General features: G+C 46.8%; 14 protein-coding genes. 7 read left to right on the top strand and 7 right to left on the bottom strand.

The features are described from left to right. Positions 1-21 precede the first annotated feature (21 nt). On the bottom strand, positions 22-159 hold the full coding sequence (locus QZW82_RS04815; protein ID WP_293145398.1) for a hypothetical protein: 138 nt from the start codon (positions 157-159) through the stop codon (positions 22-24). A gap of 11 nt (positions 160-170) precedes the next feature. Further along, positions 171-305: a hypothetical protein gene (locus QZW82_RS04810; protein WP_293145396.1), complete on the bottom strand. Its 135-nt coding sequence runs from the start codon at positions 303-305 to the stop codon at positions 171-173. A gap of 424 nt (positions 306-729) precedes the next feature. Here QZW82_RS04810 and QZW82_RS04805 point away from each other — a divergent pair, with 424 nt between their 5' ends. Beyond that, entirely contained in the window at positions 730-2,487 is a 1,758-nt protein-coding gene (locus QZW82_RS04805; RefSeq protein WP_293145394.1) for a DUF3352 domain-containing protein, read from the top strand. A gap of 142 nt (positions 2,488-2,629) precedes the next feature. Here QZW82_RS04805 and mrdA read toward each other — a convergent pair whose 3' ends face one another. Beyond that, entirely contained in the window at positions 2,630-4,456 is a 1,827-nt protein-coding gene (mrdA, locus tag QZW82_RS04800) for a penicillin-binding protein 2 (RefSeq protein WP_293145392.1), read from the bottom strand. 174 nt (positions 4,457-4,630) lie between these two features. Next, complete coding sequence (locus QZW82_RS04795; RefSeq protein ID WP_293145389.1) at positions 4,631-4,924, bottom strand: hypothetical protein; 294 nt, start codon at positions 4,922-4,924, stop codon at positions 4,631-4,633. Between the two features lie 113 nt (positions 4,925-5,037). Between QZW82_RS04795 and QZW82_RS04790 the strand changes: the two genes are divergently transcribed. The 3 genes from QZW82_RS04790 (at position 5,038) to QZW82_RS04780 (ending at position 6,893) form a co-directional block, all read left to right on the top strand. After that, the gene (locus tag QZW82_RS04790) at positions 5,038-5,520 is read left to right on the top strand and encodes a hypothetical protein (protein WP_293145386.1); all 483 of its coding nucleotides are present in this window, start codon (positions 5,038-5,040) and stop codon (positions 5,518-5,520) included. Between the two features lie 253 nt (positions 5,521-5,773). Then, positions 5,774-6,580: a serine O-acetyltransferase gene (cysE, locus tag QZW82_RS04785; protein WP_293145383.1), complete on the top strand. Its 807-nt coding sequence runs from the start codon at positions 5,774-5,776 to the stop codon at positions 6,578-6,580. A 22-nt stretch (positions 6,581-6,602) separates the two neighbouring features. Continuing rightward, entirely contained in the window at positions 6,603-6,893 is a 291-nt protein-coding gene (locus tag QZW82_RS04780; protein WP_293145380.1) for a hypothetical protein, read from the top strand. A gap of 50 nt (positions 6,894-6,943) precedes the next feature. Here the strand turns inward: QZW82_RS04780 and QZW82_RS04775 are convergent, their stop codons facing one another. Further along, on the bottom strand, positions 6,944-7,525 hold the full coding sequence (locus QZW82_RS04775) for an Npun_F5749 family FMN-dependent PPOX-type flavoprotein (protein ID WP_293145685.1): 582 nt from the start codon (positions 7,523-7,525) through the stop codon (positions 6,944-6,946). Positions 7,526-7,845: 320 nt separating this feature from the next. Between QZW82_RS04775 and QZW82_RS04770 the strand changes: the two genes are divergently transcribed. Next, complete coding sequence (locus tag QZW82_RS04770) at positions 7,846-8,964, top strand: tocopherol cyclase family protein (RefSeq protein ID WP_293145377.1); 1,119 nt, start codon at positions 7,846-7,848, stop codon at positions 8,962-8,964. Further along, positions 8,949-9,233 carry a hypothetical protein gene (locus QZW82_RS04765; RefSeq protein ID WP_293145374.1) on the top strand — a complete coding sequence of 95 codons (285 nt, stop codon included), beginning with the start codon at positions 8,949-8,951 and terminating at the stop codon, positions 9,231-9,233. Before QZW82_RS04770 ends, QZW82_RS04765 begins: the two co-directional genes overlap by 16 nt. Here the strand turns inward: QZW82_RS04765 and QZW82_RS04760 are convergent. After that, positions 9,220-9,939, bottom strand: a complete 720-nt coding sequence (locus QZW82_RS04760) for a pentapeptide repeat-containing protein (protein ID WP_293145371.1) — start codon at positions 9,937-9,939, stop codon at positions 9,220-9,222. The genes QZW82_RS04765 and QZW82_RS04760 overlap by 14 nt on opposite strands. Before the next feature lie 614 nt (positions 9,940-10,553). Here QZW82_RS04760 and QZW82_RS04755 point away from each other — a divergent pair. Further along, positions 10,554-11,267: a tetratricopeptide repeat protein gene (locus QZW82_RS04755; protein ID WP_293145368.1), complete on the top strand. Its 714-nt coding sequence runs from the start codon at positions 10,554-10,556 to the stop codon at positions 11,265-11,267. A 129-nt stretch (positions 11,268-11,396) separates the two neighbouring features. On the opposite strand, the gene QZW82_RS04750 is transcribed toward QZW82_RS04755, so the two are convergent. After that, on the bottom strand, positions 11,397-12,749 hold the full coding sequence (locus tag QZW82_RS04750; protein ID WP_293145365.1) for a peptidylprolyl isomerase: 1,353 nt from the start codon (positions 12,747-12,749) through the stop codon (positions 11,397-11,399). Positions 12,750-12,956 lie beyond the last annotated feature (207 nt).

Genomic DNA, 12,956 nt, shown 5'->3' with positions numbered 1-12,956 from the left:
ATTTATTTTTCATTCCTTAGATTACGGGCGATCGCGCTTGAGCACAACTTCCTTGAAGTCGATCGCCCCTACAGTCAAACACCAGTTTTGTGCGAGTTCTCTGATTGTCGTTTGGGTGCACTCTTGGCGATCGCACGTTAAGAGTTGGTAGACTGACAATTACCTATTCGTCACCCATTCCCGGAATTCTCCCACTGCTGCGGTTGCGCCTGCTGTTTGAGTGCGATCGACACGATAATTATTATAGGCACAATTCTGCGGGCGATCGACTTTACGGGCGATTCCCTACGGTTGGGGCTTCGCACGCGCGTACTTTTGTATGTATGACGGGCGATCGATCTTACCCTTGTCTGGCGTGCGAGCGATACACCACTAATTAATTATTGGCAAAACAATCGAGGCAATAACTACTCGGTAAAACTATTAAATAGGCTGAAGCTCTTTTGAAAAAATATTTTCCTCAAACGGAACAGTCATCTGAACTTTCGGCTGGTATTATCCATGATTTGCTGGCTTTATCTCCAGACAATTTATCATCTTTATTGGCAGAATTACCTCAATTGTCGATTGAAGAACTGACAGCTAGATTGGCACAACTATCGACTTAGAAACAAATAAACTGACGGGTAATAGCCTGTCAATATTGGGGCGGTTTCTCACAGACACCGCCTCTATATTTTGCAGGTGTCAATAGCTACGGTCATGCGCTACTGTAGTTAATAATAGACTGTGGTCATTAGTCCTTTTTGTATGAAGCTGCGATCGTTCTTTTCTTTCCTCATTGCTGGCGTCTTGGCACTCTTAGCCTTGAGTGCAGGCGGTTTTTACTGGCTGTCAACCAAAACTCCCCTAAATTTGCTCGCGGGTGGGCCGACGACTACTCCGGCTGCGGCTGTGTTTGTCTCGAAACAATCACCTGTGTTAGTTTCAATGCTGGTAAATCCCGATCGCCTCGAAGCATTGCGACAAATCTTTGCCTCTCCTGAAGAAAGAAGTCGATCGCACGCTGAATTCGAGCAAATCAAAAAAAGCCTCCTCGTCAATACTAACCTGGATTACAGCCGCGATATCCAACCTTGGATAGGTGACGAAATTACTTTCGCTACCACTACGCCAGATTTCGACGATCGCGAACTCAACAACGGGAAACAAGCCGGGTTTCTGCTAGCCGTTTCCTCCCAAAATGCCGATCGCAGTCAAGAATTTCTCACTTCCTACTGGCAAAAAGAATCTCGTAAGGAGAAAACAGTGCAGTCGGAACTATATAAAGGTGTCAAAATATATTATAAAGAGTCACCAATAACTAACCCCAAAAAAGATTCGATTTGGTCTTTCAACTCGCTTGCTCTACCGAATTCAACTTTGCCTCCTAGCTTTGCAACAGCAGCAATCGGCGGTAGTTCTGATTCAGGAAGTAACAGCAGTTTTGTTTTATTTGCCAACAGTCCGAACGTGCTGCGAGATGCAATTGATAACGTAGAATCAGCCAGCCTAAATCTCAACAACAGTCCTAACTATCAAAAAGCTTTGCAGCAGCTAACTCAAGGCAGAATAGCTTTAGGATTTGTCAATCTTCCGCAGCCGGCAACCGAGCAAAATCCGCAAGTTTCCCCCAATTCCCTCGCAGTTGCTATCGGAGTCAACCGACGGGGATTGCTTGCCCAAACTGCTTTGGTGACATCGGGAGACAAAACAGCAATTCCCACACTATCCGCACCTGTACAAGCCTTGCAGTACATACCCTCAGCCAGTCCTTTCACTGTCGCCAGCACCGATTTAAGGAATTTTTGGACTGATTTGTCGTCGGCGGTGTCAACTAACGCAGAGGCTTCAAAATTAGTCGATCGCGCGATCGCAGATATTCAGCAAAATTCGGGCGTCAATTTGCCGCAGGATATATTTAACTGGGTACAAGGAGAATACGCTTTAGCCGTACTTCCGAGTTCGTCAAGCACTCCCGACTGGATTTTTGCGGCAGAAAAATCTGCTGATGCTCAAAAGGCGATCGACAAACTCGATGAAATTGCCCGGAGTAAAGAATACAGCATCGGCAACTTTACTCTCAGAAACCAGAAAATTACCGCTTGGACGCAGTTGACAACGAGCCAGAGTTACGATGGAAAAAATAAGAGCAAAAGTGCGATCGAAACTGAAGCAAAAGGAGTTCGAGCCACTGTCGGCAAATACGAAATTTTCACCACTTCGGTAGAAGCAATGGATGCAGCACTCAAAGCAGCCGAAACAGGCTCTTTGGTGGCAAATCAAGATTTTCAAACCAGCATCGAACCGCTACCGCCAGCTAACGATGGCTATTTTTATTTAGACTGGCCCTCCAGCAGAGCAATTTGGGAAAAACAAATTCCGTTGTTGAGGTTAATTGAACTTTCTGCAAGACCGCTTTTTGACCACTTGCGATCGCTCACTGTCACCAGTACGGGAGAAATAACAGGAATTCGGAAAGCTACAATATTTATGCGGCTTAATTAGTCAGTTGTTAGTTGTCATATCGTGTCCGGTCAGTTGACCGCGATAATATCCGTTCGTTCGTAGTGCGGACTTCAGTCCGCAATATGCTGCGGACTGAAGTCCGCACTACGAACAACAGTCAACAATGCCCCATGCCCCATGACTACTCAGGGTTGACCACTATGGGGTTGACTGGTGTTTTCGGCTTGCCAAAATAAGCTTGAAACACCTCTTTGGCGATCGGCGCTGCCGCGACAGAACCAAAACCGCCATTTTCCACAACCACGGCGATCGCAATTTCCGGCTTGTCCGCAGGCCCATAGGCTACATACAGCGAGTGATCCTTCTGTCCGATTACCTCCGAAGTCCCTGTTTTGCCCGCTGTTAGTGGAATTGAACCGTCATTGAGCCCCTGTCCCGTACCGTCGGTAACTACTGCCACGAGTCCTTCTTTAATCACATTAACTGTCGAAGGTTTCATCCCCGTAGGTACTGGTTTTGTCTCAGGCTTGCCAGTCAGAGAACTCAAAAGATGCGGTTTGACGCGATTGCCACCATTGGCGATCGAACCTACCATCACCGCCGCCTCCAAAGGAGTCACCAACACGAACCCCTGACCGATCGACATTGTTACCGTATCACCAGCATACCAAGGTTCTTTATAGATTTTTTCCTTCTCCGCCGGGGTCGGCATTTGACCGTAATCGCCACCGCCTAGGCCCAAAAGCTTCAAATCCGTATCCTTGCCAATGCCCAAGCGGTGTCCCCACTTAGCAATTTCCTCCGGCCCGGCACTCATCCCGATTTGATAAAAAAACGTATTGCTGCTGAAAGCCAAGGCATCCCGAAAGCCGATGTTGCCGTAACCGCCACTGTGTTCGTTAAAATCAATTCCCCCCACAGTAATGTAAGACGAAGTACCAATAATTGAGTCCGGCGAAAACTTGCCCGACTCCATCCCCGCGACGGAAGTCACAATTTTAAACGTGCTACCGGGGGGATAGCCTTGCATGGTTCGATTCACAAATGGATTTTCTTCCTGTTGAAGAGTTGCCCAATCATCCTTACTGATTTTTCGCGTAAACAGATTGGGGTCAAAAGTCGGGTGGCTGGCCAAAACTAATACCGCACCAGTTTTCACATCAAGGGCCACTACTGCTCCCCGGCGGTTCCCCAGGGCTGTTTCGGCTGCTTTTTGCATGGACAAGTCTATGGTTAGCTGCACTGCCTCGCCCGGTTTGGGCGGTGTCTCTCCCATTAGCCGCAATTCTTGATTTTGGGCATTTACTTCGATCAGCCGATCGCCCCACACTCCCGCAATTTCCTTATTAGAACTCGCTTCTATGCCCATCTGACCGACAATCATCCCCATTGGATATTCCGGGTGAGCTTTCAAGTCTTCTGCGGTAGCTTCGCCAATATATCCCAAAACGTGAGCAGCTAAACTGCCTTCGGGATAGTAGCGGCTCGCTTCTGGCCGCACTTCCACTCCCCGCATTTGTCCCACCTGTTCTGCTAGCGGTACAAACAATTCTGGCGGCATCGCTTGCCTGATTCGCACCGGTCTGTAGGATAGAGGATCGACCTTTTTTAATTTATCTAATATTTCTTTAGCCGGGATTTTGAGCAGCGGACTCAACTTTTCTGCTGTCACTTTCCACTCTTCCGTCGTTTGTTCTTTTGGCCACAAATAGACCGATCGAGCTAAATTGTTAGCCGCTAGCAGCTTGCCTTTGCGATCGACAATGTGTCCGCGATTCGCCGGCATGGGTACGAGGCGAACGCGATTGTTTTCGGCTCGTTCTCGGTTTTGCTTGCCTTGTACCAGTTGCAATTCCACCAGCCGGCTAGCGTGCAGGCCCAGCAAACCAGTTGCTACTAGCATTAACACGATCGCCCGGTGTATCGGACGCGACTGTTTCTTAGGAGTTTCCAGAAAAGTTTTGTCATTCGAGCGAAATTCAGAGAGCGCAGAAATTTCTCGTTGCATTATTCTGTCTATAGGTAGATGTCAATTCCTAGATTTTAGATTTCTGATTGTCAATTTTGCAGTATACACGATCGCACCCGAGGCCCTTGCATAGGTCCAATTTGTACCAAGGGGAATTGACCGTTGGGCGAAGCGGAAAGATTGATAATTGGCTTTTGAATAACTAATAACTCCTCATCGAGCGCTGTCAACTAATCCCCCAAGCACCAAGAAATAGCCAGCAAAATCAAAGTCAGGCTGAGCCAAACCGGGAAATGGATCCACCCAGATAGACTCATAGGTAACAATAGCAAAGCCTCGGCGAATAGGGAAGCAATTGTCAATACAGAGGCAAGCAGTATCAAATTTATCATTTTGACACCGTACAATTGCGGATGCGAGCAGGGCGCGTGTGGCAGAACCGGGAGTGGCACGAGGAAGGGCGATCGCACAGGTGTTGTTCTGATAAAAATAAGGAAGAGAAACCAAGAGGTTTTGAACTAATTAAAAAAAAATGTGCTTCCTCTCCTAGTTCGGATTCTTGGGGCTGCGATGGGTGAATTCTGAGTTGTGATTTTAAGTTGTGACAGAGGAGTATTGCCATGTTGTTTAATCCGCGAGCTCATTTCAAAAACGCTGCGATCTTAGCTGCGACTTGTGCGATCGCCACCCACCCCGTTTTAGCAGAAACAGCCAATTTCGGCACATTAATTTTATCGCGAGGTTTTGGGGCGCCAACAGCAGCTTTGAGAGGTTCCACAGGCGGATCGTACTCTCTATCTGCCATTGCCAACGCCGATCGCCACAAAAACAAATGTTTGGGTTTTGCCACCCCCACTCCCGACCACATCATACAGTTGCAGCAAAACTTTTCCAAACTCACCATCCAAGTCAACAGCGGAGGCAAGGACACCACCTTACTCGTACAAGGCCCTGGTAACACCGTGCGTTGCGGAGACGATACAGGTCAGAATAAAGATGCTGGCATTGTAGATTCAGACTGGCAAGCAGGCTCATACAAAATTTGGGTCGGCACACTCGAACCCGGAGTCAAGTCTAACTATACGATCTCAGTACAGGAATAACGTGCATCTGGGTTTGACATTTGTAGTGCGATCGCACTGTCAAAAAAAGCTCCACAGGAATAAAACGCAACGGCACTGTGGGATGGGGACGATCGAATATCCTCAAATTTTCTCGAAATCTCCCCCAATCTCCTCCAGGGACACTCCCCCAATCTCCCACTCCCCCAATCTCGCGATCGGTCAATAACTTCCCCCGTCGAGTAAAATGTAAGATCGAAAGTGCCGTGTTTAACCAAAATTGGTAAATCCGAAAGTGCTAAAGACTCTTAGAGCTGACTTCAGTATTATTTTCGATCGCGACCCAGCCGCTCGCAACTGGCTGGAAGTTTTGTTTTGTTACCCAGGTCTTCAGGCCCTAGTGCTGCACCGCCTCGCACACTGGCTTTACGTACTGGGCCTTCCCTTCATTCCCCGCTTAATTTCCCACATTGCTCGCTTTTTGACCGGCATTGAAATTCACCCAGGGGCAACGATCGGCAAAAGCGTCTTCATCGACCACGGTATGGGGGTTGTGATCGGCGAAACTGCGATCGTCGGCGATTTTGCCCTAATTTACCAAGGTGTCACCCTCGGCGGCACAGGCAAGGAAAGCGGCAAACGTCACCCTACTGTGGGTGAAAATGTAGTTGTCGGTGCCGGCGCCAAGGTGCTCGGCAACTTGCTAATTGGCAACAACGTTCGCATCGGCGCCGGTTCCGTCGTCCTGCGCGACGTACCATCTGACTGTACCGTTGTAGGGATTCCCGGCCGCATCGTTTATCGATCGGGAGTGCGCGTCAATCCCCTAGAACACGGCAGTTTGCCGGATTCGGAAGCTGCGGTAATTCGCTCTTTAGTCGATCGTATCGAGTCCCTCGAACAGCAACTAAAAACTTTGCAGGCTCAACCATCTGCCTCATTAACTTCTGTTTCCAATTCCCACAATTTCCAATCAGTATCAGAAGCTTTAAACCAAGCCAGCAATGTAGCCTTAGCCGAAAAAACCCAGCCCGTTACAACCCCTAGCTGCAAGTTAAAAGATAAAGCAATTCAAGAATTTTTCGACGGCACCGGCATCTAAAATTTGAATTGGGAATTGGGAATTGGGCATTGGGAATTGGGAATTGGGCGAAGCGAAGCGGAGGGATGGGGCATGGGGCATGGGGCATGGGGCATTGGGCATTCGCCCGCCCAGGGCATTTGGCATTGGGCAAACAGGGCATTTGGCAAACAGGGGATTGGAACTGATATCATGTCCGGTCGATTACTATAACAAAAAACTGTTCGTAGTGTGGACTTCAGTCCGCAGCATATTGCGGACTAAAGTCCGCACTACGAACGGATATTATCGCGGTCAATCGACAGAAGACGATATGACAACAAATAACCAATAACCAATAACTAATGACTAATGACTAATGACTGCTGACTAATGACTTCTTTTTCAAGGATTGACCGATCGCACAAACCAATTGCCATCTCCGTCGCGCCCGTAAAGCGATCGGTTCTGGGGTTCCCCCCGCAACTCCAAAAAATCCACCGTTTCCGGTTCCAACAGCAGCAAGCAAAAATTAGGCAGCGGCTCGATCGCATCTGGGGAAGCACAATCAAAAGCAGTAGCCTCAGCCTTGTCTTCCCCAGGTTCGGGCCAACCAAATTGCGATCGAGCCCCCTCAGAAATCTCCTGCCAAGCTGTGCGGCGCTTGGCGCACAACTCTACATCTGAACAATCTGCCCCTGCCAAAAGTAGCTTTCCAGCAATCCGAAATTGTTCGCGAGTTTTAGGGAAATACCAGCAAATCTCCGCCCAAGGATAGAGATTAATTTCCTCTGCCTTTTGACTGCGAATATCTGTAATAAACTTTAACTGGTTGGTGTTTTCCAAAAAGCCTCGAAACACCACAGTGCGGTTAGCAGGACGCCCGTCAGGACGAACCGTTGCTAGTTGCAAGTAGCGGGCATAGGCAAGACTGCGGTTGCGGTGGAGCGATCGCGCTAAGGGCGATCGCCAAAGTGCTAAAGACATAATGAATATCCTATTATATGGGTAATTGGCGATCGGCAATCGGTAATTCACTGCTCCTGCTTGTTTCTTCTCCCTAATGACCACTAATATCATGTCCGCTCGGATAACCACAATCAGATTGGTTTGTAGTGAGGACTTTAGTCCGCATCCATCTGAGGACTAAAGTCCTCACTACAATCAGATTGGTTTGTAGTGAGGACTTTAGTCCGCATCCATCTGAGGACTAAAATCCTCACTACAAACATTTTTTATTTTAGGTAATTGACCTGACATTGTATGAGTAATGACCAATAAATCTCCTTTATTATATTAGTAATTGTATGTCAAATTCACCCTCAAAACTCAAAACTATTGAAACTCCCCACAGCGGCTACCACTGGGACGGCAGTTCCCGGCGCTTTTTTGAAGGCTGGTACTACCGAATAACATTACCAATTCACGGACAATCCTTTGCATTCATGTATTCCATAGAAGACCCCAGAGGCGGTCAACCTTACAGCGGCGGTGCCGCCCAAATTCTCGGCCCCAAAGATAGTTATTTGTGCCGCACCTTCCCCGATGTAAATAAGTTTTGGGCACAGCGAAACACATTGGGTTTAGGACATTGGGGCAAAACAGATTTACAAATTAAACCAGAATATTTAGAACCACAAGTATTCGACAGTCGCGTCCAAGAAGGCTATCAAGCTACTGCTACTTTGAATCAAGGTTATCTGCACGATCCAGGAACTGGCAATCACTGTTTTTGGCAATACGAAATCAAACCTGTTTACGGCTGGGGAAACTCCGACGAACTCCAAAAATCCACGGCGGGAATGCTATCTTTTTTACCAGTGTTTGAGCCTGGATGGCAAATTTTAATGGCTCACGGTTTAGCCACGGGTTGGATCGATTGGAACGGCGAACGCTATGAATTTAAAGACGCTCCCGCTTACACCGAAAAAAACTGGGGCGGTGCTTTTCCGCAAAAATGGTTTTGGATAAATTGCAATTGTTTTCAAGGCGAAAGCGATTTAGCATTAACTGCTGGGGGTGGCAAGCGGGGCGTGCTGTGGTGGATGGAATCGGTAGCAATGATTGGCATCCATTACCGAGGCAAATTCTACGAATTTGTGCCTTGGAATTCCCAAGTAACTTGGAATATTGAACCTTGGGGAAGTTGGAAAATGCAGGCGAGAAACAGCCAGTTTGAAGTTGAGTTAAGTGGCAGTACAAAGAGTTCTGGCACCTATGTGCGAACTCCTACAGCCAAGGGTATGGCTTTTTGCTGCCGCGATACGACGCACGGCGAATTGCGCTTGCAACTGCGAGAATTGTTGGGGGGAAATGTTGAAAAAAATGGCAAGCAGCGCTCTAAAATTATCTTAGAGGCTCAAAGTTCTTTGGCCGGTTTGGAAGTTGGCGGCGGGCCGTGGGATGCAGTTTGGCGATCGAATTAAGTCATTGGGCATTGGGCATTGGGCATTGGGCATTGGGCATTGGGCATTGGGCATTGGGCATTGGCCAAACAGGGCATTGGGCATTGGGCATTAGTGCTGTCCCCGCTCGCGAAAAGCATCAGTCAACTGTCAACTGTCAACTGTCAACTGTCAACTGTCAACTGTCAACTGTCAACTGTCAACTGTCAACTGTCAACTGTCAACTGTCAACTGTCAACCGTCAACTGTCAACTGTCAACTGTATTCAGACACAATTCACTTTAAATTAAAGCCAATTTCTTCATTATTAATAGAGCCGTCCGGCATTATTGCCCCATTCAGCACCGCACCTCTGAGATTTGCTCCCGTTAAATTAGCGCCTTCTAGATTAGCATTGCTCAGATTCGTAACTTGCTTGGAACCTCGGAAAAAGAAACTGTGCAAGTCAGCATTTGTCAAATTAGTGTCTGCCAGATTAGCATATTGCAAATCAGCACCGTGCAGGGTCGCATCAGTTAAATTAGCTTGGGTGAGATTGCTTCCCCAAAGTCTAGAATCCAACAAATTAGCATCTTGTAAATTGGCGCGAGTCAGATTTGCCAAAGTCAGATTAGCATCCCACAATTTTGTGCGGTTGAAATTAGCTTCGGTTAAATTTGCTCGACTGAGATCCGTACCCAAAATATCAGCATTTGCTAAGTTAGCGTTGGTGAGATCTGCGTCAGAAAGGTCAGCATTTTTTAAATTAGCACCGGACAAGTTTGCGCCGCTCAGGTTGGCACCGCTCAAGTTGGCTTCTTGGAGATTAGCTTCTCGCAAATCGGCAGCGCTCAAATCGCATTGCTTCCACAGAAAGCTGACGCACCAATTATCTTTTAATAGCTGACTCAGATCCTCCGCATTCGCGGCCAGAACCGGAGGTGTTAAGTAGAGACTGAACAGGACGATCGCGAATACTGTCGCGAAGAAAGTTTTTAACGTCAGAACTATTTTCATTGACACTGCAATAGATTCTTGATGTGTAATCAGAGCATATCAAAGAATAAGCAACTTTCATCGGCAATATTACTCAAAAATATTAGTGAAATGTCGATCGCCCTTAGCCCAGCCCCCAACTTAACCCGGCCAGTTACGGGTGAATCGTCTTACCTAGAAAACGGGTTGCTTCACAGATGCGTCGGTGCTACAGATGTTTTTTCCCTAAACCCTGTATCAGATGCTCGCAAGTGCGATCGGAATTTACTGATAGCATATCTTGCGACAATGTAATAAGCTGTTGCCCATTTAAATTGTATATTTTAATAAACTATTCTCCTCCACCGTCAAATATTCTCCACATCTTGCTCTCTCCCTCTTTCTCTGGTGAATCTGGCCAGCAAAAATAAATTGTTCAGTTCGCTTAAAACTACGAAATTTAGGGGTTTATAGACGCAAGTATCCTTAATTGTGACTGGCATCACGAACTAAACCCAACTGTCATCACACAAATCAATCCCCGAGCATCACCAAATCTCCTCAAACTTATCACCTCTGTGAGAGTACGGATATCACTGTCAGTAGCTGACAATATGCAAGAAAATTAGAGCATACAGTTAAACACCCGCCCTCCCATGCGTACTATCCCCTTTCTCCCGAGTCAATTAGCTGTCACAACTATTTTCAATTCGATCGAATTTTTGGGATTCGCCAATACTTCAGGTAAAGTATTTTCGGGCGAGCAAGCCCAAGCGCGACAAGAGGCAAATTTAGACGTTAGCACCAAGAAGGTTTACAGTGCAGCTTTAAAAAGTCTCGAACAAAAAGACTTGCACGCTGCGATTAAAAATTTCACCGCCACAATCAACATTAATCCGCAATTCGCACCAGCTTACAACGATCGCGGTGTTGCCCGCTACAGATTAGGCGACAAACAGTCTGCGATCGCAGATTTAACTACCGCCATCGAACTCAATCCCTATCGAGCCAAGTATTACAACAATCGGGCGTTTATGCTAGCTGGCTTAAAAGATTACGCTGGGGCGATCGCAGATTACAACTCAGCACTCCTGCTCAAACCCAATTTATCTCAAGCTTACTTCAACCGAGGCACTATCCACCTGCAAATGGAAAATTCCCTCGCAGCACTAGCTGATTTTGAATCAGCAATTCGCCTCGATCGCAATTTTGCTAAAGCTTACTTCAACCGAGGAGTGACTAGATATAAATTGAGAGAGGTGCAGGGAGCATTTGAAGATTTTCAGAAAGCAGCAGGGCTATTTAAGCAGCAATCGAGAATGGATTGCTATCAAGATGCTGTCTCTAAACTCAGAAAGTTATGTTATTAATTAAATTTGGCATAAGCCATAAAAAATAGATTGTACAACCAGGGGCTGGCATCTAATAAAAGATATGGATATTGAGCCGAAAAGCATTAGAAATTGGGTCGAGTTCAACTCAACCCAATTCACTTAAAATTACCCAATTCTTAAGGCTGCATCGCCAGTGGGCAGGTCATTAGGACGAGGAACAATCGGAGACAAAGGAATTGCAAAAACTGCATTTTTGACAGAATCGACAGTAGCATTTTTTACAATAGCAGGAGACCCAGCTAAGTTAATTAAAGTATCGCTACCAGATTGAGTGAATGTGGTATCCGATAATTTTCCTGTCAAACCAATGCGATCGCCTTCACCTGGTTTAAAATCAAGTATTGTATGATTCGTTGGGAGTAGGAGAATAAAAGGCAGACTCGCAGGATCGACTCCAACCAAAACAAAAGTATCTGCACCACTACCTCCAGTGATAGTATCGTTGCCTGTATCCCCAATTAAAATATCATTGCCATCGCCACCATTTAAGACATCATTCCCTTGCCCACCCCTTAAAAAGTCGTTACCAGCATCGCCATTAAGAGTATCGTCGCCGAAATTTCCGTTGATAATATCGTTGCCAACACCACCGCTAATTAAGTCGCTACCTTTGCCACCCCTGAGAAAGTCGTCGCCTGCTTCGCCGGTGATAGTGTCGTTGCCTTTGCCGCCGTTGATGGCATCATCAATCGATGAACCGATAATGCGATCGTTGGCGCTAGCTCCGCGCACGCCGCTGGGGTTTTGCTGAGAGTCTTGGGCAGTGACTTGATAGTTGTTCGGCGTATTAGGCAAGTTGAGCGATCGCAAAGGCAGATTTACAAAATTAGTATTATTCACAAAACTATTCAACACAGCAGCATTGGGAATAATACTCGAAACCCGACTGGGGACAATCCCTGCAACGACTTTGGCACTCGAAATGCGATCGCCCTGCTGCACCGCATTAACCGTATCAAAACCTTGAACTACATTGCCAAAAACAGCATAATTGCCATCCAAAAACGGCAAAGCATCTAAAGTAAAATAGAACTGCGAAGAAGCCGAATTCAAAGCACTAGAACGAGCCATTGCCACTGCCCCTTTCGTGTGTGGCAACTGTGGCTTTTCGGTCACAACTTGGTTGTAAACTGGCTGTGCTGCCCCTTGCGGCTTGATTTCCAAAGGAATAAAACGCGCCTGATTAGTATCCGGATCGATAAAATTACCCGTTCCCAATTGACCCGCCGGAATGCTAGTATCCTTGCTGCGCGGATCGCCGCCTTGCACCACAAAAGGATCAGGCTGGCGCACAACTCGGTGAAACATCACCCCATCGTAGGTGCCGCGTTCAACTAAATCAACAAAATTTCCCCCAGTAATCGGCGCATTAGTGCCGTCTACTTCGATTACCACCGGTTGACCATTAATTACCTGGACTACTGTAACTTTGCCTGTTAACGGGAGTGCAGCGCTCATAAGTAAATTTCTATTTGAGTGAGTGATATTTCGGTTTGATACCAAATCCTGGTTAAATGTTCCCTTTATTTCTTAGCCCGCAGCAGCGAGCTTCCTCTCTATAAAAGCGGTTTTAACCGCCGAATCATCAAAGAGGCGGGTAACTCGGATTTAGTATTAGAAGCAATTCGCCAATTGCCCCTACCCATTTAATCAGAAAACTGTAAA

Origin of the sequence: Microcoleus sp. bin48.metabat.b7b8b9.023, from assembly GCF_013299185.1 — a bacterium.
Taxonomy (GTDB): domain Bacteria; phylum Cyanobacteriota; class Cyanobacteriia; order Cyanobacteriales; family Microcoleaceae; genus Microcoleus.
Note: the sequence above shows the minus strand (reverse complement) of the source record. Positions and strands in the feature narration are given on the sequence as shown.

Excerpts from the sequence above, each read along its gene's own strand:
- QZW82_RS04755 (WP_293145368.1), top strand. The coding sequence starts at position 10,554 with ATGCGTACTATCCCCTTTCTCCCGAGTCAATTAGCTGTCACAACTATT.
- QZW82_RS04775 (WP_293145685.1), bottom strand. The coding sequence starts at position 7,525 with ATGTCTTTAGCACTTTGGCGATCGCCCTTAGCGCGATCGCTCCACCGC.
- QZW82_RS04790 (WP_293145386.1), top strand. The coding sequence starts at position 5,038 with ATGTTGTTTAATCCGCGAGCTCATTTCAAAAACGCTGCGATCTTAGCT.
- mrdA (WP_293145392.1), bottom strand. The coding sequence starts at position 4,456 with ATGCAACGAGAAATTTCTGCGCTCTCTGAATTTCGCTCGAATGACAAA.
- QZW82_RS04770 (WP_293145377.1), top strand. The coding sequence starts at position 7,846 with ATGTCAAATTCACCCTCAAAACTCAAAACTATTGAAACTCCCCACAGC.
- QZW82_RS04750 (WP_293145365.1), bottom strand. The coding sequence starts at position 12,749 with ATGAGCGCTGCACTCCCGTTAACAGGCAAAGTTACAGTAGTCCAGGTA.
- QZW82_RS04760 (WP_293145371.1), bottom strand. The coding sequence starts at position 9,939 with ATGAAAATAGTTCTGACGTTAAAAACTTTCTTCGCGACAGTATTCGCG.